Source organism: Acidovorax sp. 99, from assembly GCF_003096455.1.
In the GTDB taxonomy this organism is placed as follows: domain Bacteria; phylum Pseudomonadota; class Gammaproteobacteria; order Burkholderiales; family Burkholderiaceae_C; genus Acidovorax; species Acidovorax delafieldii.
Genome location: NZ_QEKU01000001.1, coordinates 3909859 through 3934428, shown reverse-complemented (window position 1 = coordinate 3934428; position 24570 = coordinate 3909859). Strand labels below are relative to the sequence as shown.

Sequence of the window (24570 nt, the reverse complement as noted above, 5' to 3'; positions counted from 1 at the left end):
TACGGTCGCCCGGCGCCTGCAGACCACTCGCACACTCGAAGCGCGATGGTGCCAATGGCTGCTCTCAGATGGGTTGTTGCTTTGGGTGCGGTCGGGCGACGCTGTTGCGAGAAAAGCTCCCGATTATACCCTCCGTCGCTGACACCTCCGCAATGCACGCCTTGCATAACCCTGATACCAGCGTCTATGACCTGCGAGCCCCAAGCTCGCCTTGGACGCCCACAGCACCGATGCGGGCGCAGACAGCGTCAGCGCCCTGCTCCGCTCGCGTGCAGGCAGATGGCCGCAGCCGCCGCCACATTCAGCGATTCCTCGCCACCGGGTTGGGCAATGCGGATGCGCAAAGAAGCCCTATCTTCCAGAGCCGGGCTGACGCCCTGCCCTTCGTGGCCCATCACCCAGGCGCAGGGCCAGGGCAAGGCGGCGCGGTGCAAGAAGTCGCCCGCGTGGGAGCTGGTGACCAGCAGCGGCACCTGCAGGACCGCGAGGTCGTCCAGCGCCAGCCCCTCGATCAGGTCGAGTGCGAAATGCGCCCCCATGCCAGCCCGCAAGACCTTGGGCGACCACAGCGCGGCACTTCCCTTGATGGCGGCCACCTGGCGGAATCCGAACGCCGAGGCGCTGCGCAGGATGGAACCCACATTGCCCGCGTCCTGCACCCTGTCCAGCACCACGGTGGGCGCATTGGGCTGGAGTGAAGCCGGTGCGGGCAAGTCCAGGATAAAGCCCATCGAGGCGGGCGACTCCAGTCCGCTCACGTCCGCAAAAAGTGCATCGGCAAGGACTATGAATTTTGTAGCTGCACCAGCATATTGCACCTGCGCTTGCGGCCAAAAAGACTCCGAAAACACCGCCACCGATGCCCGCAGCCCCCGTGCGAGCGCAGCGCGGCACAAATGATCGCCTTCAAGCCAGACACGGCCCTGCTTGCGGTACGCCGTCGTGTCCTGGGCCAAACGGCGCAAATCCTTGACGAAGGTGTTATCGCGGGAATGGATGGCGGTCACGGACGAGGAGGTCATGGCAAATTTTCAGCGCGCGGTCAGGATCCGGCGCGCAGGTTCTGGGCCACCGGCGCAAACGAGCGCCGGTGGTAAATGCAGGCACCGTGTTCGCGCAAGGCGGCCATGTGCACGGCCGTACCGTACCCCTTGTGGCCGGCAAAGCCGTACTGCGGAAACTCGTCATGCACCTGCGCGCACCAGCGGTCGCGGTGCACCTTGGCGAGGATGGAGGCCGCCGAGATGGCCGGCACCAGCGCATCGCCCTTGACGATGGCCTCCGCAGGAACGTCCAGCACGGGCAGCCGGTTGCCGTCCACCAGCACCATGGCCGGTTTGAGCCGCAGCCCCATGACGGCACGGCGCATGGCCAGCAGCGTGGCCTGCAGGATGTTGAGCTGGTCAATTTCTTCCACGCTGGCCTCGGCAATGCTGCAGCACAGGGCCTTGGCGCGGATCTCGTCGTAGAGCTTCTCACGCCGCGCGGCCGTGAGTTTCTTGGAATCGGCCAGGCCAGCAATGGGGTGCAGGTCGTCCAGGATCACGGCCGCCGCCACCACCGGCCCGGCCAGGGGGCCACGGCCAGCCTCATCCACGCCAGCCACGAGGCCGGGCGGGTGCCAGGGCAGGCAGGCCTGCTCAGGCAACGGGAGCGAGGATTTTCTGGATCGCATCGGCAGCCAGTTGGGGGGTGTTGCGCAGCAGGCTCTCGTGCAGCGCCGTAAAGCGCTGCTCCAGGGCTGCAATTTTTGGGGGATCTTGGCGCTTTGCGTCCAACCAGTCCAGCGCGGCTGCGCAAAGCGCCTGGGGCGTAGCGGCGTCCTGGATCAGCTCTGGCACCACAAACTCGCGGCACAGGATGTTGGGCAGGCCTACCCAGGGTTGCAACTGCTTGCGGCGCATAAGCCACCAGCTGAGCGGGTGCATGTGGTAGCCGATGACCATGGGCCGCTTGAAGAGCGCGGCCTCCAGCGTCGCGGTGCCGCTGGCAATCAACGTGGCATCACACGCTGCGAGCACCGTGTGCGACTGGCCCGTGGTGATTTGCAAGGCATCGCCCAGACCGCACGCGCGCGCCAACTGCTCGATGCGATCACGCAGTGCGGGCACTGCAGGCACTATCAATTTAATAGCTGGTCGCGCTTTAAGTACTAGCGCTGCAGCCTCAAAGAATGGCCGGGCAATGTACTGGATCTCGGAGGAGCGGCTCCCAGGCAGGATGGCCAGGACTTCGTCCTCATCCTTCAGACCCAATTGCGCACGCGCGGCCGCACGGTCGGGCACCATGGGGATCACACCCGCCAGCGGGTGACCTACGTAGGTGGCGGCAATGCCGTGCTGCGCGAGCAGCTCTGGCTCAAACGGGAAGATGCACAGCACATGGTCCGCGCTGCGGCGGATCTTGTCGACGCGATCCGCACGCCAGGCCCAGATGGACGGGCACACAAAATGCACGGTCTTGATGCCCGCAGCGCGTAAATCGGCCTCCAGGCCCAGGTTGAAATCGGGCGCATCCACACCGATGAACACGTCGGGGCGGTCCTTGAGCAGGCGCTCGCGCAGTTGTTTGCGAATGCCCAGCAACTCGCGCAGCCGGCGCAGCACCTCCATGCTGTAGCCGTGAACTGCCAGCTTGTCGCTGGGCCACCAGGCAGTAAAACCGCGGCGCGCCATCTGCGGCCCGCCAATGCCGCTGGATTGCAGCCCGGGCCAATGCGCCTGCATGCCATCGATGAGCAAGCCCGCCAGCAAGTCGCCCGACGTCTCGCCCGCCACCATGGCGACGCGGGGGGAATCTGCCATCGCCAAGCCCTCAGCGCGCAATGCCGCGCGTGGCGTCGGCCAGGAACCGCTCCATCATCGCCGCGTCGTCGCCGGCCTGCGGCGCGGACTCCGCCAGCTCTGCAATGGCGGCGCGCGCGGCCTCCAGCGTGAGGCCCTGGCGATAGATTAGCTTGTGCATCTGCTTGACCGCCGCAATGCGTTCGGCCGAAAAGCCACGGCGGCGCAGCCCCACCACGTTGTAGCCGCGCACGGCCAAGGGGTTGCCATCCACCAGCATGAAAGGCGGCACGTCTTGCGACACGGCGCTGGCAAAGCCCACCATCGCGTGGGCACCAATCTTGACGAACTGGTGAATGCCGGTGAGCCCGCCCACCGTCACCCAATCGCCCAGGTGCACATGACCTGCCAACGTGGTGTTGTTGGCCAGTGTGGTGTGGTTGCCCACATGGCAATCGTGGGCGATGTGGGTGTACGCCATGATCCAGTTGTCATGGCCCACGGTGGTAATGCCACCCGCCTGGGGCACGCCCAGGTTCAGTGTGCAGAACTCGCGGATGGTGTTACGGTCGCCGATGACCAGTTCGGTCGGCTCGCCCGCGTACTTCTTGTCCTGCGGGATGGCGCCGATGGAGTTGAACTGGAAGATGCGATTGTCAACACCAATCGTGGTGTGCCCATCGATCACGCAGTGCGCGCCGACCGTGGTACCCGCACCAATGGTCACGTGTTCGCCAATGACCGTGTAAGGCCCCACCGTGACCGTAGGGTCCAGGCGGGCGCCGTGCGCAACAATGGCTGTGGAGTGAATATTGCTCACGATCCAACAGGTCTGAACCGGTCAACCGACGTTGCGCATGGTGCACATGAGTTCGGCCTCGCAGGCCACCTCTTCGCCCACGCTCGCGACGCCCTTGAACTTCCAGATGCCACCGCGCACGCGGTCGATGGTGATGGTCAGGACCAGCTGGTCACCGGGCTCCACGGGGCGCTTGAACCGCGCGCCATCAATGCCGACAAAGTAGTAAATGTTGTTCTCATCGGGCACCTTGCCCATGGCATCGAACGCCAGCAAGCCCGCAGCTTGGGCCAGTGCTTCCAGGATCAACACACCCGGCATCACCGGACGGCCAGGGAAATGCCCCATGAAATAGGGCTCGTTGAACGTGACGTTCTTGATGGCCTTGATGCGGGTGTTGCTCTCTAACTCGATCACCTTGTCCACCAGCAAAAACGGGTAGCGGTGGGGCAGTTGTTTGAGAATTGCGTGAATATCCATCATCGAGTTGTTCTTCCGTTCATGCTGCCTTGAGGGCCAGCTCCAGCGCCTTGATGCGCTCGCGCAGGCTGTGCAATTGTTTGAGTGTGGCAGCGTTTTTTTCCCAGCGCGCATTGTCGTCGATGGGGAACATGCCGGTGTACTGGCCAGGCCGGGTGAGAGAGCGGGTGACCACCGTCGCGGCCGAGATGTGCACGTTGTCAGCCAGCTCCAGGTGCCCCAACACGATGGCACCACCGCCCACCGTGCAATGCGCCCCGATGGTGGCGCTGCCCGCCACGCCTACACACCCAGCCATGGCCGAGTGCTTGCCGATACGCACGTTGTGCCCGATCTGGATCAGGTTGTCGAGCTTCACGCCGTCTTCGATCACCGTGTCCTGCAGCGCACCCCGGTCGATGCAGGTGTTGGCCCCAATCTCGACGTCATCTCCAATGCGCACGGCACCCAGTTGCTCGATCTTGACCCACTGCCCGTTCTCAGGCGCAAAACCGAAACCATCAGCGCCAATGACCACGCCCGCATGGACGATGCAACGCGCGCCGATGCTGCAGCCCTCGCCCACGGTGACGCGCGACTTGAGCACGGTATCTGCGCCCACCGAGGCGCCCCGCTCAATCACGCACAGCGGACCGATGGTGGCCGAGGGGTGGACCTGCGCCGAGGGATCAACCACTGCGCTGGGGTGCACACCGGACGACCGCGCGGGCGTATTGCGCTGCCGCCACAACTGGGTAGCGCGGGCGAAGTACACGTAGGGGTTGTCGGCCACGATGCAGGCCCCCCGCGCCAGTGCTGCGTCGCGCATGGCAGGCGCCACAATGACACAGGCCGCCCGGGAGGCGGCCAGTTGCTGTTGGTAGCGGGGATTGCTCAGGAAACTGAGGTCTCCCGGACCCGCAACCTCCAGTGGCGCAATGCGGGCAATGACGGTTTCCCGCGCACCCCCTTCCAGCGAACCACCGAGCGCATCAACAATGTGCCCGAGAAGCAAACTGCTCACGCGCCACCTGTCTTGCGCAGCGGCTTACTTGGCAGCAGCAGCGGCATTCAGGGCCTTGATCACCTTGTCGGTGATGTCGTGCTTGGGATTGATGTAGACGGCCTCTTGCAGGATCACGTCGTATTTTTCGGCCTCGGCCACCTGCTTGACCACCTTGTTGGCGCGTTCCAGCACTTGCGACAGCTCTTCGTTCTTGCGGGCGCTCAAGTCTTCCTGGAATTCACGGCGCTTGCGCTGGAAGTCGCGGTCCTGGTCCACCAGCTGGCGCTGGCGCGCGGTGCGTTGGCTCTCCGCCATGGTGGGTGCTTCACGCTCAAACTTGTCGCTGGCAGTCTTCAGGGTGTTGCCCAGATCCACCAGTTCTTTCTCGCGACGGGAGAACTCCTGCTCCAGCTTGGCCTGCGCAGCCTTGGCTGTGGTGGCTTCTCGGAAGATGCGATCAGTGTTGACGAAACCGGCTTTGAACTCTTGCGCTTGTGCAGGGGCTGCGATGGCAACGGTGCCGAGCAGCAAGGCCACGGAGAGATGGCGAGAAAAGGATTTCATTAGAAAGACGTTCCAATCTGGAATTGCAGTTTCTGGATTCTATCGCCGGCGAACTTGCGCACTGGCTGCGCAAACGCCAAACGCAAGGGGCCGAGTGGCGAAATCCAGCTCAGACCCAAGCCCACGGAGGCACGCATGTCACTGAAGGTAACTTTGTCGTTCTCGCCGTACACATTGCCCACGTCCAGGAACGTGAACACACGCAGGGTCCGGTCATTGCCAGCACCGGGGAACGGAGCAATCAGCTCGGTGTTCAGCGTGATCTTCTTGGACCCACCCAATGAGGCCCCGGTCACATCACGCGGTCCCAGGGTGCCCTGGTCGAAACCACGCACCGAGCCCAGACCGCCCGAGTAGAAGTTCTTGAACACAGGGAACGGACGGCCGTTCAAGCCCTTGCCGTAACCGGCCTCGCCATTGAACGCAATGGTGAAGCGCTTGTTGAGGGGGATGTATTGCTGGTACTGGTAGTTGGCCCGCACGTAGCGTGCATCGCCCGCCACAGACCATTCGGAATTGAGGCGCTGGTACCGGCCGGAGTTGGGCGCCAAGGCGCTGTCCCGGTCGTCACGGGACCAACCCACAGTCAATGGAATCGAGGTGCTGCTGTAGCCGAACTTGTCTGCGTAAAACAGGTAAGTGGCCGGGATGTTCGTGCCGGGCTTGATGCGGGTCTGCTCCAGCCCACCGCCAAAGAACACCGTGTCGGTCTCACTGAAAGGCACACCAAAACGCACGGAGGTCCCAGTGGTGACCAGCTGGTAATTGCCCCCCTGGTCTTCATAGGGCTTGTCGGTGCGGTAGTACACATCGAGAGTACGCGAGATGCCTTCGGGCGTGAAGTACGGGTTGGTGGTGCTGAACACCAGTGTGCGCCGGTACTTGCTCGTGTTGACGTCGATGCCCAGGTAGTTGCCCGAGCCAAAGATGTTTTCCTGCTTGATACCGAACGAGAGAGACGCTTTTTCGGCGCTGGAAAAACCCACACCGAGTTGCAACGAGCCGGTGGGCTTTTCTGCCACGTTGATCACCAGATCGACCTGGTCGGGCGAGCCGGGCACTTCCTGGGTTTCCACGTTCACTTCCGTGAAGAAGCCGAGACGGTCCACGCGGTCGCGGGACAGGCGGATCTTGTCGCCGTCGTACCAGGAGGCTTCGTACTGGCGGAACTCACGGCGAATGACTTCGTCACGCGTGCGGTTGTTGCCACTGACGTTGATACGGCGCACGTAGGCGCGGCGTGCCGGTTCGGCTTGCAGCACAAAATTGACGCGATTGTTCTCGCGATCAATTTCGGGCACAGCCTCCACGCGGGCAAATGCAAAACCAAAGCGGGCAAAGTACTCGGAAAACGCCTTGGTGGTCTCAGTCACCTGGTCCGCGTTGTAGGGCTCACCGGGGCGAATGGTCACCAGCGACTTGAACTCGTCCTCGCGGTCCAGATAGTTGCCTTCGAGTTTCACGCCCGACACCACATACCGTTCGCCTTCCGTCACATTGACAGTGATGGAGATGTCCTGCTTGTCCGGCGAGATGGCGACCTGCGTCGAGTCCACACGGAACTCCAGGTAGCCGCGCTGCAGGTAATACGAGCGCAGGGTTTCAAGGTCGGCGTTGAGCTTGGTGCGCGAGTAGCGATCGGACTTGGTGTACCAGCTCAGCCAGCCCCCCGTGTCCTGGTCGAACAGGCCCTTGAGCGTCGATTCACTGAACGCCTTGTTGCCCACGATGCGCACTTCCTTGATGCGTGCGGGCTCACCTTCCGTGATCGTGAAGGTCAGGTTCACGCGGTTGCGCTCGATGGGCGTGACCGTGGTCACCACCTCGGCGCCATACAGGCTCTTGTTGATGTACTGGCGCTTGAGCTCTTGTTCGGCGCGGTCGGTGAGCGCCTTGTCATAAGGACGCCCTTCCGTCAGGCCCACTTCGCGCATGGCTTTTTTGAGCGCATCTTTGTCGAATTCACGGGCACCGGCAAAGTCCACGTCGGCGACAGTGGGGCGCTCTTCGACCACCACCACCAGAACGTTGCCGCTGGCCTCCAGTCGCACATCCTTGAAGAGACCCAGACCGAACAGCGCACGAATTGCTGCGGCGCCTTTTTCGTCGTTGTAGTCGTCACCCACCCGCAGGGGCATGGATGCAAACACGGTACCCGGCTCCACACGCTGCAAGCCCTCCACGCGAATGTCCTGCACCTTGAATGGCTCCAGAGCCCATGCCGCATTGGCGGCAAAAATCATGGCTGCAACGGCCGATGCGGTACGCACGCCCAGGCGATTGATGTGTTTTTTCATGAATGAAGCGGGAGCCGCAGTTGCAGGGCAAGCGCGGCAAAAGTGTTAGCCAAAGAGCCGGGTGATATCGTTGAACAGAGCTATGGACATCATGACAAGCAGGACAGCAACGCCTCCACGCTGCAATCGCTCCATCCATGCGTCCGACACACCCCTGCCCGTGACACCCTCCCAAAGATAATACATCAGGTGCCCACCGTCCAAGACTGGCAGCGGAAGCAGGTTCAGCACCCCTAGACTCACACTGATCAGGGCCAGAAAGATGAGGTACTGCGTCAGCCCCATGCTGGCTGAGCGGCCTGCGTAGTCGGCAATGGTCAAGGGGCCACTGAGGTTCTTGAGCGACGCCTCGCCGATCACCATGCGGCCCATCATGCGCAGGGTCAGCAGCGACACATCCCAGGTCTTCACCACACCACCCCACAGACCCTCAACCAGCCCGTAGTCCACCGTGACGAATTCTGGTGCAGCTCCCACATAGGCGCCAATGCGCCCCACCGTATTAGCGGGTTCGGTCACAGCCTCGGGCAACACATCCAGTGTCATCACCTGACCACCGCGCTCAACGCGCCATGGCTGCGCCAATGGCTCGTTGCCCCGCACCGACTGCCGGATCAACTCGCGCAATTGCTGGCCGTCCACCACATCGGTCTGCCCCACCTTGAGCACCACATCACCTTGGCGCAGGCCAGAGCGCTCAGCCGCGCTTTGCGCCATGACCTCGCCCAACACAGGGCGGGTCCAAGGTCCCAAGATGCCGACCTTGCGAAACAGCTGGGCATCAGCCTCACGGCTGTCGATCCGGGACATGTCGAGCACGACCTCACGATGGCCCGCACCATGGGCGGACTGGACGTCAAGACGCACGTTCAGCCCCTCAAGCGCACCACGGGTAAGCAGCCACCGCAGGTCTTCAAACGAACGAACTGGCTCCAGATCTTCTGCACCCAATGCGGCGCGCTCTACCAGTTCACCGCCCCGCAACCCGGCACTGTGTGCGACAGAGCCTGCGACCGGGCTTGCCAGAATGGCCCGGGGTTCCTCGACACCATTCCAGTTCACCACCGAATACAGCAGCACTGCCAACAACAAATTGGCGATGGGCCCAGCCGCAACGATGGCTGCTCGCGAGCGCAGGGGCTGGGTGTTGAAGGCCAGATGCCGCTCCTCTGCGGCAACGGGTGCCTCGCGCTCGTCCAGCATGCGCACATAGCCCCCCAATGGGAAGGCTCCCAGCACAAACTCCGTGGGAGACCCCTGGGGCTGCCAGCGCAGTAGCGGCTTGCCGAAACCCACAGAGAACCGCAATACCTTGACCCCACAGGCCACCGCCACGCGGTAGTGCCCGTATTCGTGCACTGCGATCAAAAGACCGAGGGCGACGATGAAGGCAGCGATAGTAAGCAGCATGGATGGATGGTTCCTGAGTGGGCCGGCAGTCAGGCAGCCAGACGGCCCGCCACATGTTCAGCCGCATGGCGGGCCTGGGTATCCAGATCCAGCAACGCGGCGAGCGAATCGGGCTTGGAGGGCGAAACTGCATCCAAAGTTGCAAGGTTGACCGCATGAATATGGTCAAAACGCAGCCGACCCGACAAAAAGGCGCCCACCGCCACCTCGTTGGCCGCATTCAGTACGGCAGTGGTCCCCTCGGCCGCCTTCAGCGCCTGCCAGGACAGGTGCAGGCCCGGGAAGCGAATGGCGTCCGCGTCTTCAAACGCGAGGGCGCTCAGGGTCGAGAAATCCAGCTTGCTGGCCCCGCTGGTAATGCGCTCGGGCCAGGACAGGCCGCAGGCAATCGGCACGCGCATGTCGGGCGTCCCCAACTGCGCCAGGATGGAAGCATCCTTGAACTGCACCATGGAGTGGATGATCTGCTGCGGGTGGATGACCACCTTGATCTGGTCCGGGTGCAGATCAAACAGCCAACGCGCCTCAATGACCTCCAAGGCCTTGTTCATCATCGTGGCCGAATCCACGGAAATCTTGCGTCCCATCGAGAAGTTGGGGTGCGCGCAGGCCTGGTCAGGGGTGATCTGCGCCAACGTGGCCGGATCCCGCTGGCGGAAGGGACCGCCTGAGGCTGTGAGCAGGATGCTGTCCACCCGGTCAGACCAGGTGGCAGGGTCTTCTGGCAGGCACTGGAAGATCGCAGAGTGTTCGCTGTCGATGGGCAGCAACGTGGCACCGCCGTCGCGCACGGTCTGCATGAACAGCCCGCCACCCACCACCAGGGCCTCCTTGTTGGCCAACAGCAATCGTTTGCCCGCGCGCGCCGCAGCCAGACACGGAGCCAGACCGGCAGCCCCCACGATAGCCGCCATTACGGCGTCGACCTCATCATGAGACGCTATGATTTCAAGAGCATCTTGCGCTTTTATCACTTGTGTCGGGAGGCTATTGGCCTGCAATTTTTCTGCCAGCTTCGCCGCATGGGATGCGCTGGCCATCACCGCGTAGCGAGGGCGAAACTGCGCGCATTGTTGCAGCAGCAGATCCACTTGCGTCGCAGCGCTGAGGGCAAACACCTCGAAGCGCTCCGGGTGGCGTGCCACCACATCTAGCGTGCTGGTCCCAATGGAGCCGGTGGAGCCGAGAACGGTGAGTCGTTGTTTCATCATGGGGTCGTCAGGCTCGTGAGCATCATGGCCAGGGGCAGTGTGGGCAGCAAGGCATCCACGCGGTCAAGCACGCCGCCGTGTCCGGGCAAAAGGCCACTGCTGTCCTTGACTCCGGCGCTGCGCTTGATGAGCGACTCCACCAGGTCACCCGACACGCTCATGGCCACCATGAACAACGCCGCAATCACCAGCAACCACCAGCCCTGCTGCGCCATGCGGCTGTAAAAACTGGGCACCGACGCCTGCCAGTGGGCATCCGCTGCCGCCCAAACAAAAGCCATCACCATCACCCCTGCCAGGCCGCCCCACACACCTTCCCAGCTCTTGCCGGGACTGATCGAGGGCGCCAGCTTGCCCTTGGTAAACCGCAATCCGAATGCGCGCCCCGCAAAGTAGGCAAAGATGTCGGCCACCCACACCAGCAGCAGCACCGACAGCAAAAAATTGATGCCCACATTGCGGGCCTGCACCACGGCCAGCCACGCGAGCCACAAGGCAAGCACGCCAGCCACGAGACGCACACCGGCTGGTATGCGGGGCCAGCCGGGCACTCCGGCCTTGAGCAGCCAGGCAGCCGCCAGGACCCACAGCCCGCCGCCCATAACCCACAGGGCAGTCAACGGGCGATCGACCCAGCCCAGCGCCCACGACCCGGCGCACAAGGCCACACAGGCCACACCCACCGCCACGGAACCTGCTTGGCCAAAGCCGCTCAGACGACCCCATTCCCAAGCCCCGGCAGCCATCAGAACCAGCACGACCAGCGTGAACGGTATGGTGTTGGCGTAGAAAAGCGCGGGCAACAAGATGGCCAGCAGAACAAGGGCTGTGATGACGCGCTGTTGAAGCATGGGGGCTTTCAGAACCTGTTCAGGTTCTCAACCCGGCATCGGATCAGGATGCGCGGACAGAATCTGTTCAGAGGTTTTGCCAAAACGGCGCTCGCGGCGGCTGAAGGCGTCGATGGCCTCGTCCAGGGCGGACTCATCGAAATCGGGCCACAGTCGGTCGCTGAAGAAGAACTCGGAGTATGCCGATTGCCAGAGCAAAAAGTTGCTGATCCGCATTTCTCCCCCGGTGCGGATCACGAGGTCGGGGTCGGGCACGTGGGCCAATCCCATCGCATTGTGCAGGCTGGCCTCGGTGATGGGCTCGCCACGGGCAGCTAGCGATGCCGCCGCCTGCGCGATGTCCCAGCGGCCTCCGTAGTTGAAGCACACGTTGAGCACCAGGCGGGTGTTGTCCGCCGTGGCGGCTTCTGCCTGACCCAGGCCGTCTCGCACCTTGGGCGAAAGGCTGCCACGTTCGCCCACAAAATGAAGACGCACGCCGTCTTTCTTGAGCTGGGGCACCTCGCGCGCCAGCGCCATCGCCAGCAGCTCCATGAGGCCGGAGACCTCGTCGGCGGGGCGGTTCCAGTTTTCGGAAGAGAACGCAAACACCGTGAGCACACCAACGCCGCGCTGCACGCAAGCGCGTGCGCAGCGGCGAAGTGAGTCAACCCCTTGCTTGTGGCCGGCCAGACGCGGCAGAAAGCGACGCGTAGCCCAGCGGCCGTTGCCATCCATGACGATGGCAATGTGGTGTGGCACCACCGGAGATACAGACATGGGAATGTTCAAGCCCTGGGGGCTCAAACCGCCATGATTTCCTGCTCTTTGGCGGCCACCAGCGCGTCGATCTCGGCGATGTGCTTGTCGGTGAATTTTTGCACTTCCGTTTCGGCGCGCTTCTGGTCGTCTTCGGACGCCAGCTTGTCCTTGACCAGTTTTTTGACGGATTCGTTGGCATCGCGGCGCAGGTTGCGCACGGCGATCTTGGCGCTCTCGCCCTCGTTGCGCGCGAGCTTCGTCATTTCCTTGCGGCGCTCTTCGCTCATGGGGGGCATGGGCACGCGGATCAGGTCGCCCATGGAAGCCGGGTTCAAGCCCAGGTCGCTTTCGCGAATAGCCTTTTCAATCTTGGCGCCCATGCCCTTTTCCCAGGGCTGCACGCTGATGGTGCGCGAATCGATCAGCGCCACGTTGGCCACCTGGCTCAGTGGAACCAGGGAGCCGTAATACTCGACCTGCACCGTATCGAGCAGGGCCGGATTGGCACGACCGGTGCGAATCTTCTGCAGGTTGTTCTTGAACGCGGTGATGGACTGGTCCATCTTGGTTTCAGCAGTCTTCTTGATGTCGGCAATCGTCATGTTTTCTCCTCGGGCCGACCTGCATGCAATGCAGGCCTTTCCATCGTGATCAAGCGTAAACCAGCGTACCTTCGTCTTCGCCCATCACCACGCGCTTCAAGGCGCCGTGTTTGATGATGGAGAACACCTTCACGGGCAGCTTCTGGTCACGGCACAGGGCGAAGGCAGTCGCGTCCATGATGCCCAGATTGCGGGACATGGCCTCGTCAAAGCTGAGCTTGGTGTAGCGCGTCGCCGTGGGATCCTTCTGGGGGTCGGCAGTATAAACGCCGTCCACCTTGGTGGCCTTGAGCACCAGTTCGGCGCCAATTTCCGCGCCACGCAGGGCAGCTGCTGTGTCGGTGGTGAAAAACGGGTTGCCCGTACCGGCCGCGAAGACCACGACCTTGCCCTCTTCAAGATACTGCAGCGCCTTGGGGCGCACATAGGGCTCGACCACCTGCTCAATGGCAATGGCGGACATCACACGGGCCACCAGGCCCTGCTTGTCCATGGCGTCAGCCAGGGCCAGGGCGTTCATCACGGTGGCCAGCATGCCCATGTAGTCGGCGGTGGCACGGTCCATCCCGACCGAGCCCCCGGCGACACCACGGAAAATATTGCCCCCACCGATCACCACGGCCACCTGGACACCCAGGCGGGTCACTTCGGCGATCTCCTCGACCATGCGCACGATGGTGGCGCGGTTGATACCGAAGGCATCATCCCCCATCAACGCCTCACCAGACAGCTTGAGCAAAATGCGCTTGTGGGCTGGTGCAGCGTTGGACATGGGAAATTTCTCCAGTAAGTGGTACGAGGCTTTGGTGGGGTGGTTACAGGGAACGATCAGGCAGCAGCCTTGGCAGCAGCCACCTGGGCAGCCACTTCGGCAGCAAAGTCGTCCACCTTCTTCTCGATGCCTTCGCCCACCACGTACAGGGTAAAGCCCTTCACGTTGGTGTTGGCAGCCTTGAGCATCTGGGCCACGGTTTGCTTGCCGTCGGCAGCCTTCACGAAGACCTGGTCGGCCAGAGAGACTTCCTTGAGGTACTTCTGCACCGCGCCGTCGATGCGCTTGGCCGTGATTTCAGCGCTTTGTGCAGGCTTGCCGGCAGCCACGAGTTCCTTGTTGGCTTCGTCAGCCTTGCCTTCGGCGACCGAGCGCTCCTTGGCGATCAGGTCGGCAGGCACGTCGGCGCTGGTCAGGGCCACGGGCTTCATGGCGGCCACGTGCATGGCAACGTCCTTGGCGGCGGTAGCGTCACCGTCGAACTCGACGACCACGCCGATGCGCGAGCCGTGCAGGTAGGCTGCCAGGTTGGAGCCGCTGAAGCGCTTGAAGCGGCGGAACGACATGTTTTCGCCGATCTTGCCGATCAGACCCTTGCGCACATCTTCCAGCGTGGGGCCGAAGCTGTCTTGCTCGTAGGGCAGGGCACCCAGGGCTTCCACCGTGGCGGGGTTGTGCAGTGCCACCAGCTTGGCAGCGGCGTTGGCCATGGCAATGAAGCTGTCGTTCTTGGAAACGAAGTCGGTTTCGCTGTTGACTTCGACCAGAGCACCCGTGGTGCCGTCGATGTAGCTGGCGACCACGCCTTCAGCAGTCACGCGCGATGCGGCCTTGCCAGCCTTGGTGCCCAGCTTGACGCGCAGCAGCTCTTCTGCCTTGGCCATGTCGCCGTCGGCTTCGGTCAGCGCCTTCTTGCATTCCATCATGGGGGCGTCGGTCTTGCCACGCAGTTCAGCCACCATGCTTGCGGTAATTGCAGCCATCTTTATTCCTTCAGTATTCAGTTCAGTCAGTTCAGATTCGGGCTAAAAAAAAGGGGGCTCACCAGGGGCCCCGCTTTTGTTCGCGACGGATCGCGCAGCCGGGCTATCAGGCAGCGGCTTCTTGCACTTCCACGAATTCGTCGGTGCTCTCGGCGGTTGCAGCCTTCACGACTTCATTCACGGCGTTGGCACGGCCTTCGATGATCGCATCAGCGATGCCACGGGCGTACAGCGTGACAGCCTTGGCCGAGTCGTCGTTACCAGGGATCACGTAGTCGATGCCTTCGGGCGAGTGGTTGGTATCAACCACACCGATCAGCGGGATGCCCAGCTTCTTGGCTTCGGCCACGGCGATCTTGTGGAAACCCACGTCGATGATGAAGATGGCGTCGGGCAGAGCAGCCATGTCCTGGATGCCGCCGATGTCCTTTTCGAGCTTTTCGATTTCGCGGGAGAACGTCAGTTGCTCCTTCTTGCTCAGGTTCTCGAGGCCAGCTTCTTGCTGAGCCTTCATGTCCTTGAGGCGCTTGATCGAGGTCTTCACGGTCTTGAAGTTCGTCAGCATGCCGCCCAGCCAGCGCTGGTCCACGAAAGGCACACCAGCGCGTTGCGCTTCGGTGGCCAGGATTTCACGGGCTTGGCGCTTCGTGCCGACCATCAGGATCGTGCCGCGGTTGGCAGCCAGTTGCTTGGCGAACTTTTGGGCTTCCTGGAACAGTGGCAGCGACTTTTCCAGGTTGATGATGTGAATCTTGTTGCGATGGCCGAAGATGTAGGGGGCCATCTTGGGGTTCCAGAAGCGGGTTTGGTGACCGAAGTGGACACCGGCTTCCAGCATTTCGCGCATGGTAACGGACATAAAAATACTCCAAAGGTTAGGTCTAAAATCAGCCCCAATATTTGCAGTGCCGTGATCCTCACGAACACTGCAACACCTTGACAGGGCTGCTTTGCGATTGGTCTTGCCGCAGCGGCCACGCCGGTTGTGCAAACCTTGCACCACTGCGCTACTGCTCCCAGCAAAACCCAAAGATTCTAGCACACCCATGCTCCCTGACCTGATCGCCACCCGTGAGCAACTGCGGGACGGCGCCACCACCGCGCCCGCCGAGCTGGAGCGCTGCATCGACGCCGCCCAGGCCGCATCCAACACCCACAGCTTTGTGCGCACGCTCTTTGACGAGGCACGCACCACGGCGGTGCAGCCGGGTGCGGCCCAGTTGCCCCTGGCCGGGCTGGCGGTGTCGGTGAAGGACTTGTTTGACGTGGCCGGCCAACCCACCCCGGCGGGCTCTACCGCGCTCGCAGACGCTCCCGCAGCAGCCGAGGACTGCCCGGCCGTGGCCCGCCTGCGCGCAGCGGGCGCCAGCCTGATCGGCCGCACCAACATGGTGGAGTTCGCGTTCTCTGGCGTGGGCGTCAACCCCCACTACGGCACGCCTGCTGCCTGGGATGCCCGCTTTGGCGCCCTGCCCGGCGCGCCCCGCGTGCCCGGCGGGTCTTCGTCCGGCGCCGGGGTATCGGTGGCCACTGGCGCGGCGTTCATCGGGCTGGGATCGGACACCGGTGGCTCCATCCGCATTCCCGCAGCGCTCAATGGCATTGTGGGTTTCAAGAACACGGCCCGGCTGGTGCCTACCGCAGGCGCCGTGCCGCTGTCCACCACCCTGGACACTGCCTGCGCCATGACGCGCACCGTGCGCGACGCCATCGTGGCGCACGAGGTGCTGGCCTCCCGGCGGGTGACGCGCAGCCTGGAGCCGCTGTCCCAGTACCGGCTGGCAGTGCCGTCCACCCTCTTCCTGGACGGGCTGGACGCCCCCGTGGCGCGCGCCTTTGAGCGCAGCGTGGAAGCCTTGCGCCAGGCGGGCGCACAGATCGACACCATCGCATTGCCCGCCGTGCTGGAGCAGCCCGCCTACGGCTTTGCCGCCCCAGAAGCCTACGCCTGGCACCGCGAGCTGCTGCAGCGCGCAGGCGACCGCTACGACCCCCGGGTGCGCATGCGCATCGAAAAAGGCGCCACGCTGATGGCCTGGGAATACATCGACCTGCTGCAGGCGCGCCAGCAATGGATTGCACGCATGATCGCCGACATGGAGCCGTACGACGCCCTGCTGTCCCCCACCGTGCCCATCCTGGCGCCACCGCTGTCCGATGTCGCTCCTGCAGATGGTGCGGACAAGGCCCGGGACGCCACCCGCGATGCCGAGTTCTTCCGCGTCAACAACCTGCTGCTGCGCAACACCAGTGTGGTCAATCTGCTGGACGGCTGTGCGCTGTCGCTCCCCTGCCACGTGCAAGGGGAACTCCCGGTCGGGCTGATGGTCTGGCACGGGGCGCTCAGGGATGACACGGTGCTCAACATCAGCCTGCAGATCGAGCAAACACTACAAAAATAATAGCTACCAGCGCATGATTCACTAGCGCTACAAGCCAAAAACACCCAAATTCATGAAGATTGCCATCGTGGGCGCCGGCATTGTCGGCGTCACCACCGCGTACGAACTGGCCAGCGACGGCCACGAAGTCACGGTGTTTGAACAACGCAGTGCGGCCGCCGAAGAGGCCAGCTTTGCCACCGCCGGGCTGCTGGCGCCCCACCTGCTCAGCCCCTGGGCGCTGCCGGGCTTCGGCCAGCCGCTGCGGCTGATGGGGACACAGGCCACCCTGCGGCTGGCTGGCGGCCTGACCCGCGCCAACTGGGCCTGGCTGCGGCGCTGGCGCAGCATGGCGCGCAGCCACAGCGCCCCGGCCGCCGCGGTCGAACGCCTGGCGCAATACAGCCAAGCTCGACTGCAGGCCATTGCGAACCAGCACGAGCTGGACTTTGAAGCCAGCGACGGCCGACTGGTGCTGCTGCGCACCGAAGAAGACCGCACCCGCCTGCAGCCCGCACTGCAAGTGCTGCGCGACAGCGGCGTGGCCCTGCGCGAGATCGACGCCGATGCGGCGCGCCAGATCGAGCCCGGCCTGTCGCCCGAGGCGCCGCTGACAGGCGCCATCCACCTGCCCGATGCGCACGCAGGCAACTGCCGGCTGTTCGCGCAGCTGCTGCGCCAGGGCATCCAGGGTGCGGGGGTGCAGTTTGTGTTCAACACCCGGGTGGACCGCGTCGGCACCAGCCCCACCGGCGTGGTGCTGCAGGGCGAAACAGACCTGCGCCGCTTTGATGCCGTGGTGCTGTGCGCCGGCATGGCATCGGCCACGCTGCTGCCCGCACTGGGCCTGGGCCTGCCCATGGCGGCCGTGTATGGCTACTCCGTGAGTGCCCCGCTGCGCGAATCCACCCACGCCCCGCGCGCCAGCGTGGTCGATGCGGGCCAGCAAATCTCCATCACCCGCCTGGGCCAGCGCGTGCGCATTGCCGGTGGCGCTGAACTGGCCGGGGCCGATGCCGAGCACCACCCCCCCACACTGCAGCGCCTGTACCGCACGCTGAACGACTGGTTCCCCGGGGGCGCGCAGCTCTCATCCAACCTGCAGATCTGGCGCGGTGCCCGCACCATGCTGCCAGACGGTGCCCCGGTGGTGGGCGCCAGCGGCGTGCCGGGCCTGTGGCTCAACACCGGCCATGGCGCTGGCGGCTGGGCCCTGGCCTGCGGCAGCGCGCGGGCACTGGCCGACCTGATCGCGCAGCGGGAACCCGAGGTGTCGCTGGACGGGCTGGGCATGCGGCGGTTCTGAACCTTCCGCGCTTTGCCCCCACGGGGCGTCGGCGCACAATGGCAAGCGCGCTGCCGCTGGCAGCAGCCCTTGCCCCCTGCAGCCCATGCACCGCATCACCGCCCACCAGCCTTATCCCCTGTTCAACACGGCCGCCACACGCCGCCTGGAAAAAGCGGCGGCAGCCGCCCTGCCTCCGCACGCGCTCATGCAGCGCGCCGGCCTGGCCGTCGCGCAACTGGCCCAGGCGCTCGCACCCCACGCACGCACCGTGTGGATTGCCTGCGGCCCCGGCAACAACGGGGGTGACGGGCTGGAGGCTGCCATGCACCTGCAGCGCAGTGGCCGCAGAGTGGTCGTGACCTGGCTGGGCCAGCCCGATACGGCCCCGGCGGATGCCAGGGCCTCCTGGCAGCGCGCACGGGATGCGGGCGTATCCTGGGCAGACACTGCCCCCGACGATCTGGGGGCCAACGACCTGTGCATTGATGCGCTGCTGGGCATTGGCGTCTCTTCGTCACCCCACAGCCCCGCACGCGCGCCCGACGCAAGGCTCCAGGCCTGTCTGCAAGCCCTGCACCGCAGCCCGGCCCCCGTGCTGGCCGTGGACCTGCCCAGCGGGCTGGACGCGGACACCGGCCAGTTTGCAGCAGGCCTTGCGCCCGACACCCCAACCCACCAGCACTACCACCTGCACCACCAAGCGCCCCCGCCACGCCACACCCTGAGTCTGCTCACCCTCAAGCCCGGCCTGTTCACCGCCGCCGGGCGGGACGCAGCAGGCCAGGTCTGGCTGGATGATCTGGGCGTAGAACCCGGGCACGAGCCGCCCAACGCCTGGCTCTCCGGCCCCGCCCTGCCCGCCCCCCGCGCCCACGCCAGCCACAAGGGCAGCTATGGCGATGTGGCCGTGGTGGGTGGCGAAGGTTGGGCAACACGCGGTATGGGCATGGCGGGCGCCGCACTGCTCGCGGCATCGGCGGCCCTGCACAGCGGCACGGGCCGGGTGCTGGTGGCCCTACTGGACGATGGGCATCTGCAACTGGACCTGCAGCAGCCCGAGTTGATGTTCCGCCGCTTTGACGCCCTCGCGCTCGAACAGCTCACCGTGGTCTGCGGCTGTGGTGGCGGGCAGGCCATCACACGCGTGCTGCCCGAAGTCATCACCCGCGCGGCCCGACTGGTGCTGGATGCCGACGCGCTCAACACCATCGCCACCCAGGCCGCACTGCACGCGCTGGTGGTGGCACGCGGACAGCACGGGCAACCCACGGTGCTCACACCGCACCCGCTGGAGGCTGCGCGCCTGCTGGGCCTGACCACGGCCGAGGTCCAGGCCCACCGGTTGGATGCCGCGCAGCAATTGGCCAACCAGTTCAACTGCGTGGCCGTGCTCAAGGGTTCGGGCACCGTGGTTGCTGCACCCGACCGCGTCCCGGCCATCAACCCCACGGGCAATGCGCGGCTGGCCACGGCGGGCACGGGCGATGTGCTGGCAGGCATGGTGGGCGCCCACCTGGCCGCCGGTGCCAGCGCCTTGCGCGCGGCGAGTGAAGCGGTGTACCAGCATGGCCAGGCGGCTGATGATTGGCCAGCGCGCCAGGCGCTGACGGCCAGCGCACTGGCGCGGCGCGTGGGCGGAAGCTGAGCCTCAGGCCAGCAAGGTCACCTTCTTGAGCGGCTTGAGCACGCTCGACGGTGTCATGCCAAAGGTCTGCCGGAACATGCGGCTGAAGTGTGCCGAATCAGAAAACTCGCCATGTAGCGCCGCGTCGGTCAGGCGCGGGCTGACCGCCAGCCCCGCCATCGCCAACCGCACCTGGGACCAGACCCGATAGGTGCGCAAGCTCACGCCCATCTCGGCGCGAAACAGGTGGTTGAAACGCGATGCTGAAAGCTGGACGCCCAAGGCCAGGTCACCCCGTGCCACCCGCCCAGCCTGCGGATGGCGCAGCACATGCAGGCTGCGGACGACGCGTGGGTCGAGCGGCGCCACCTCGCTATCGAGCGGGCACCGCAGCAAGGCGGGCAGGTCGAACTGATGCAGATAACCCTCCATGGCACTGCGCGCGCCCACAGGGACTGCGACGTCCACCACCACACCCCCCTCTTGCCCGAACAGCCCCCGCAGGCCGCGCGCCTGCGCCGAATCTGGCTCCAGATACACCAGCGCCACCACTTCACCACAGGGGTCGAACAGGTGCTCCACTGCGGCATCGACCAACGCGCTGTGGCAAGTCTCCACACACCCTGCCCCCCAGCGCACCGCAAACCGGCCCGAGAGCCCCATCAGCAGCACCGGCGACGCATGGCAGTGCCAGCCCGTGGCCGGGATCTCTCCGACGTAGAGCGCGCGGTCAGTGCCCAGGGTCAGTGTGTTGCGTGCCGGCATAGCCCAAACCTACAAGTTTTTTTACAGAGATCTCCGTAGCCTTGCCTCTCCTGCCAGGGGGCCTGCCGGTGTGCAAGCAGGGCCCCTGACGTGTACGCAGCCACATCCCTGGAGAACGCTTCTTGAAACGCATCGCTATTTCTGTTGCAACGGCACTGGTACTGGGCACAGCCGGCCTCTACTACGGGGCCCCTTCACTGTTCAAAGAGCCCCTGCTCAGGGCCAATCGCCATCTGTCTGGCCTGGAAGAAAAAACCACCAACGCGGCGATGCACACCATCCACTACCTGGACAACGGCACGCCCCCAAACCCCGCGCTTCCCCCCCGCAGTGGAGCAGATGCTGGAACGCCCATTGTTCTGCTGCACGGCATATTTGCGGAGAAGGACCATTGGGTCGATTTTGCGCGCCCCCTCACCGGCCAGTACCGGGTGATTGCCCCAGATATCGCGGGCTTTGGCGAAAGCACGCGGCGCGATGATCAAGCCTACGACTATGCGGCCCACGTGACGCGCCTCGCCGCGTTTCTGGATGCACTCGGCTTGGCGCAAGTGCATCTGGCTGGCAACTCAATGGGTGGCACGATCGCAGCGCTCTTTGCCCTGCGGTACCCTGAGCGCGTAGCCAGCGTGGCCTTCATCGGCGCGCCCCACGGCATACGCTCGCCCCAGCCCAGCACCATGGACCGCCTCATCGACGCCGGGCAACGCCCGCTGGTGGCCCACGATGCCACCGCTTTCAAAGCGATGATGGAGTTGGTGTTTGAAAAGCGCCCCTTCCTGCCCTACCCCATCCTGCATGCCTCCGAGCAGGACGCGCTGCGCAACGCTGCATCCAACGCCCGCCTGTGGGACGCGCAGCTGAAAGACCGTTATCTGCTGGAACAACACCTGGGCCACCTGCAGCAGCACCCCACCCTGGTCCTGTGGGGCGACGGCGACCGCGTGTTCGACCGAAGCGGCCTTCAGACGGTGCAGAAGCTGCTTCCGCAGGCACACATCGCCGCGCTGCCCGGCATTGGGCACCTGCCCATGATGGAAGCCCCCGCCGACACGGCACAACGGTATGCGCGCTTTCTGGAGCAATCGAGCGCCCCTCAAGCCGCCAAGCATGCACATTTCAATAAAAAATAGCCGCAAGCGCATGTTTTATATGCGCTTGCAGCTATCAATTAAATAGCAATGGTGAGGCGAACTGGAGGGCCTTGGTCCACCAGCTCGACGACCTCAGCCCCGGCGTGGCTTGCGCGCTTTGCCTTTGCTGGACTTACCCGCCACCGCCTTCTTGACCGATGCTTTGAGCGACTGGATCGGCGAACGCGCGGCCCGCTCGCGGGTCAGGCCTGCCTGCTCGGTGGCAGATGGACCTGCGGCCTTGTCGGCCTTGCGTCCGCCGGACCGACCACCCGCCTTGCGGGCGCCACCACCAGCCCCCTCGGTACCCATACCCTTGTCCTTGAGCGCGCGGCCCAGCAGCTCCTCGCCTTCGCGCACCAGGCGGAAGTCGATCTTGCGTCCGTCCAGATCCACACGGCTCACCTGCACCCGCACCCGCGCGCCGATGGCGTAGCGGATGCCGGTGCGCTCGCCGCGCAGCTCCTGGCGCGCCTCGTCGAACTTGAAGTATTCGCCGCCCAATTCGGTGATGTGCACCAGCCCCTCGACGTACATCGCGTCCAGCGTCACGAAGATGCCGAAGCTCGTCGCAGCACTGACCACGCCACTGTATTCCTCGCCGAGGTGCTCGCGCATGTACTTGCACTTGAGCCAGGCTTCCACATCGCGGCTGGCCTCGTCGGCGCGGCGCTCGTTGGCACTGCAGTGCAGACCGGCTGCCTCCCAGGCCTGGGTGTCGCGGCTGGGCGGTTTCACATCCTTGCGTGGCTTGGTGCCAGGTGCGGCCACGCGGGCCGCCAGCCGTTTGGCCAGCTTGGCATGGGCTTCGCCGGGTGTGGGCAAGGACGGCAGCGCGTACTTCGTCTTGCTCAGGATGGCCTTGATGACCCGGTGCACCAGCAAGTCGGGATACCGACGAATGGGGCTGGTGAAATGGGTGTAGGCATCGAACGCCAGGCCGAAGTGGCCGCTGTTGATGGGCGTGTAGATGGCCTGCTGCATGGAGCGCAGCAGCATGGTGTGGATCTGCTGTGCGTCGGGCCGATCCTTGGTCGCCGTAGCAATCGCCTGGAAGTCGCCCGGCTTGGGGTCGTCGCCAATCGTCATGCCCACGGCCATGGCCTTGAGGTAGTTGCGCAGGATCTCCTGCTTCTCGGGCGTGGGGCCTTCGTGCACGCGGAACAGGCCCGGCTGGCCACCCTGTGCAATGAAGTCGGCGCTGCACACGTTGGCGGCCAGCATGGCCTCCTCGATGAGCTTGTGCGCGTCGTTGCGGGTGCGCGGCACGATCTTTTCGATGCGGCCGTTTTCGTCACACACAATTTGCGTCTCGGTGGTCTCGAAGTCCACTGCGCCGCGCGCCTGGCGCGCGATGAGCAGCGCACGATATACGTCATGCAGGTTGAGCAGGTCCTTGACGCGGTCCTTGCGCTTGCTGGCTTCCGGGCCGCGCGTATTGGCCAGGATGGCGGCGACCTCTGTGTACGTGAAGCGCGCGTGGCTGAACATCACAGCCGGATAGAACTGGTATGCGTGCACCTCGCCCTTGGCGGTGACCAGCATGTCGCAGACCATGCACAGGCGCTCCACCTCGGGGTTGAGCGAGCAGAGCCCGTTGCTGAGCTTCTCGGGCAGCATGGGGATCACGCGGCGCGGAAAGTACACGCTGGTAGCACGGTCGTAGGCATCGATGTCGATGGCGCTGCCCGTTTCCACATAGTGGCTCACGTCGGCAATCGCCACCAGCAGACGCCAGCCCTTGCTGCGGCCGACCTTGGCGGGCTCGCAGTACACGGCATCGTCGAAGTCGCGCGCGTCTTCGCCGTCGATGGTGACCAATGGCACATCGGTCAGGTCCACGCGGCGTTTCTTGTCCTGCGCGCGCACCTTGTCGGGCAGCTCCTTGGCCTGGGCGAGACACTCGGCAGAGAACTCGTGTGGCACGCCGTACTTGCGCACCGCGATCTCAATCTCCATGCCAGGGTCGTCCACTTCGCCGAGCACTTCGGTGATACGCCCCACAGGCTGGCCGAACAGGGCCGGAGGTTCTGTCAGCTCAACCACCACGACCTGCCCGGGCTTCGCGGCGCCCGTGGCGCCCTTGGGGATCAGTACATCCTGGCCATAGCGCTTGTCTTCGGGAGCCACGAGCCACACACCACTTTCCTGCAGCAGTCGGCCGATGATGGGCTGGGGTGGACGTTCGATGATTTCCACAACGCGGCCTTCGGGACGGCCACGGCGGTCCTGGCGCACGATGCGCACGCGCACACGGTCCTTGTGCAGGACTGCGCGCATTTCGTTCGGGGGAATATAGATGTCGCCTTCGCCATCGTCGCGGATGACGAAACCGTGTCCATCACGGTGCCCTTGCACGCTGCCTTCGATCTCTTGCGACAAATGTGTGGCTGGCTGCGTGCCGGGGGTGGATTTTTTGTTATACAATCTTAGTCTTTCCTGAAATGCCCAGGTGGCGGAATTGGTAGACGCACTAGTTTCAGGTACTAGCGAGTAACATCGTGGAGGTTCGAGTCCTCTCCTGGGCACCAAGTTTAACGAGAACCAGCGATGGTTTTCAAAATATCGAAGCCGCTGTACACCCAGCGGCTTTTTTATTTGCTGAGATATTTTGGATGCCCTGCTGCGGCCAAAGATTTTTGAGCCGATGGCACATTTTTTTGAAAACTCTTCAGAAGCCCGAATTTCTTGTCCTATAATTCGAGGCTGATCTGAAAGCCCAGGTGGCGGAATTGGTAGACGCACTAGTTTCAGGTACTAGCGAGTAACATCGTGGAGGTTCGAGTCCTCTCCTGGGCACCAAACATATAAAAAGCCGTTGCATCCGCAACGGCTTTTTTGTTTTCAAACCATCAAAGCAAAGAAAAAAACGAGACCGCCAGCGGTCTCGTTTTTCGTTCT

General features: G+C 64.1%; 22 protein-coding genes and 2 tRNA genes. 6 read left to right on the top strand and 18 right to left on the bottom strand.

Annotation, left to right across the window (positions count from 1 at the left end):
- Positions 1–248: 248 nt before the first annotated feature.
- From C8C95_RS18230 to rpsB, 16 genes are all read right to left on the bottom strand, one after another.
- Entirely contained in the window at positions 249–1022 is a 774-nt protein-coding gene (locus C8C95_RS18230; protein ID WP_116749502.1) for an RNA methyltransferase, read from the bottom strand.
- Positions 1023–1042: 20 nt separating this feature from the next.
- Positions 1043–1675, bottom strand: coding sequence for a ribonuclease HII (rnhB, locus tag C8C95_RS18225; RefSeq protein ID WP_108498900.1), 633 nt, complete (start codon positions 1673–1675; stop codon positions 1043–1045).
- Positions 1641–2804 carry a lipid-A-disaccharide synthase gene (gene lpxB / locus C8C95_RS18220; RefSeq protein WP_116750344.1) on the bottom strand — a complete coding sequence of 388 codons (1164 nt, stop codon included), beginning with the start codon at positions 2802–2804 and terminating at the stop codon, positions 1641–1643. Before lpxB ends, rnhB begins: the two co-directional genes overlap by 35 nt.
- Before the next feature lie 10 nt (positions 2805–2814).
- The gene (gene lpxA / locus C8C95_RS18215) at positions 2815–3603 is read right to left on the bottom strand and encodes an acyl-ACP--UDP-N-acetylglucosamine O-acyltransferase (protein ID WP_116749501.1); all 789 of its coding nucleotides are present in this window, start codon (positions 3601–3603) and stop codon (positions 2815–2817) included.
- Between the two features lie 21 nt (positions 3604–3624).
- Positions 3625–4065, bottom strand: coding sequence for a 3-hydroxyacyl-ACP dehydratase FabZ (gene fabZ / locus C8C95_RS18210; RefSeq protein WP_116749500.1), 441 nt, complete (start codon positions 4063–4065; stop codon positions 3625–3627).
- A gap of 16 nt (positions 4066–4081) precedes the next feature.
- A complete protein-coding gene (lpxD, locus tag C8C95_RS18205; protein WP_116749499.1) occupies positions 4082–5065 on the bottom strand; it encodes a UDP-3-O-(3-hydroxymyristoyl)glucosamine N-acyltransferase in 984 nt (327 codons plus the stop codon).
- A gap of 24 nt (positions 5066–5089) precedes the next feature.
- Positions 5090–5611 (bottom strand): OmpH family outer membrane protein, encoded by a 522-nt coding sequence (locus tag C8C95_RS18200; protein WP_056067203.1) that lies wholly within the window; start codon positions 5609–5611, stop codon positions 5090–5092.
- Positions 5611–7908 (bottom strand): outer membrane protein assembly factor BamA, encoded by a 2298-nt coding sequence (gene bamA / locus C8C95_RS18195; protein ID WP_116749498.1) that lies wholly within the window; start codon positions 7906–7908, stop codon positions 5611–5613. Before bamA ends, C8C95_RS18200 begins: the two co-directional genes overlap by 1 nt.
- 45 nt (positions 7909–7953) lie before the next feature.
- Positions 7954–9318 carry an RIP metalloprotease RseP gene (rseP, locus tag C8C95_RS18190; RefSeq protein ID WP_116749497.1) on the bottom strand — a complete coding sequence of 455 codons (1365 nt, stop codon included), beginning with the start codon at positions 9316–9318 and terminating at the stop codon, positions 7954–7956.
- 29 nt (positions 9319–9347) lie between these two features.
- A complete protein-coding gene (gene ispC, locus C8C95_RS18185) occupies positions 9348–10526 on the bottom strand; it encodes a 1-deoxy-D-xylulose-5-phosphate reductoisomerase (RefSeq protein WP_116749496.1) in 1179 nt (392 codons plus the stop codon).
- Positions 10526–11380 (bottom strand): phosphatidate cytidylyltransferase, encoded by an 855-nt coding sequence (locus tag C8C95_RS18180; protein WP_116749495.1) that lies wholly within the window; start codon positions 11378–11380, stop codon positions 10526–10528. Before C8C95_RS18180 ends, ispC begins: the two co-directional genes overlap by 1 nt.
- A 27-nt stretch (positions 11381–11407) precedes the next feature.
- Positions 11408–12139 (bottom strand): polyprenyl diphosphate synthase, encoded by a 732-nt coding sequence (uppS, locus tag C8C95_RS18175; protein WP_056067194.1) that lies wholly within the window; start codon positions 12137–12139, stop codon positions 11408–11410.
- A gap of 23 nt (positions 12140–12162) precedes the next feature.
- The gene (gene frr / locus C8C95_RS18170; protein ID WP_056067192.1) at positions 12163–12723 is read right to left on the bottom strand and encodes a ribosome recycling factor; all 561 of its coding nucleotides are present in this window, start codon (positions 12721–12723) and stop codon (positions 12163–12165) included.
- Positions 12724–12772: 49 nt separating this feature from the next.
- Positions 12773–13495: a UMP kinase gene (pyrH, locus tag C8C95_RS18165; RefSeq protein ID WP_008906712.1), complete on the bottom strand. Its 723-nt coding sequence runs from the start codon at positions 13493–13495 to the stop codon at positions 12773–12775.
- Between the two features lie 56 nt (positions 13496–13551).
- Entirely contained in the window at positions 13552–14478 is a 927-nt protein-coding gene (tsf, locus tag C8C95_RS18160) for a translation elongation factor Ts (RefSeq protein WP_015013552.1), read from the bottom strand.
- 106 nt (positions 14479–14584) lie between these two features.
- On the bottom strand, positions 14585–15337 hold the full coding sequence (gene rpsB / locus C8C95_RS18155; protein WP_056067188.1) for a 30S ribosomal protein S2: 753 nt from the start codon (positions 15335–15337) through the stop codon (positions 14585–14587).
- A 187-nt stretch (positions 15338–15524) separates the two neighbouring features.
- Here rpsB and C8C95_RS18150 point away from each other — a divergent pair, with 187 nt between their 5' ends.
- From C8C95_RS18150 to C8C95_RS18140, 3 genes are all read left to right on the top strand, one after another.
- Entirely contained in the window at positions 15525–16880 is a 1356-nt protein-coding gene (locus C8C95_RS18150) for an amidase (protein WP_116749494.1), read from the top strand.
- A 52-nt stretch (positions 16881–16932) separates the two neighbouring features.
- Positions 16933–18165 carry an FAD-dependent oxidoreductase gene (locus tag C8C95_RS18145; protein WP_116749493.1) on the top strand — a complete coding sequence of 411 codons (1233 nt, stop codon included), beginning with the start codon at positions 16933–16935 and terminating at the stop codon, positions 18163–18165.
- Between the two features lie 85 nt (positions 18166–18250).
- Positions 18251–19792, top strand: a complete 1542-nt coding sequence (locus C8C95_RS18140) for an NAD(P)H-hydrate dehydratase (RefSeq protein ID WP_116749492.1) — start codon at positions 18251–18253, stop codon at positions 19790–19792.
- A 3-nt stretch (positions 19793–19795) separates the two neighbouring features.
- On the opposite strand, the gene C8C95_RS18135 is transcribed toward C8C95_RS18140, so the two are convergent.
- Complete coding sequence (locus C8C95_RS18135) at positions 19796–20536, bottom strand: AraC family transcriptional regulator (RefSeq protein WP_116749491.1); 741 nt, start codon at positions 20534–20536, stop codon at positions 19796–19798.
- 122 nt (positions 20537–20658) lie between these two features.
- Here C8C95_RS18135 and C8C95_RS18130 point away from each other — a divergent pair, with 122 nt between their 5' ends.
- Positions 20659–21669, top strand: coding sequence for an alpha/beta fold hydrolase (locus C8C95_RS18130; RefSeq protein WP_116749490.1), 1011 nt, complete (start codon positions 20659–20661; stop codon positions 21667–21669).
- Between the two features lie 93 nt (positions 21670–21762).
- Here C8C95_RS18130 and rnr read toward each other — a convergent pair whose 3' ends face one another.
- Positions 21763–24096 (bottom strand): ribonuclease R, encoded by a 2334-nt coding sequence (rnr, locus tag C8C95_RS18125; RefSeq protein WP_116749489.1) that lies wholly within the window; start codon positions 24094–24096, stop codon positions 21763–21765.
- Positions 24097–24115: 19 nt separating this feature from the next.
- Between rnr and C8C95_RS18120 the strand changes: the two genes are divergently transcribed.
- A tRNA-Leu gene (locus C8C95_RS18120) sits at positions 24116–24200 on the top strand.
- 186 nt (positions 24201–24386) lie between these two features.
- Positions 24387–24471 (top strand) — tRNA-Leu (locus tag C8C95_RS18115).
- The last annotated feature ends 99 nt before the right edge of the window (positions 24472–24570 follow it).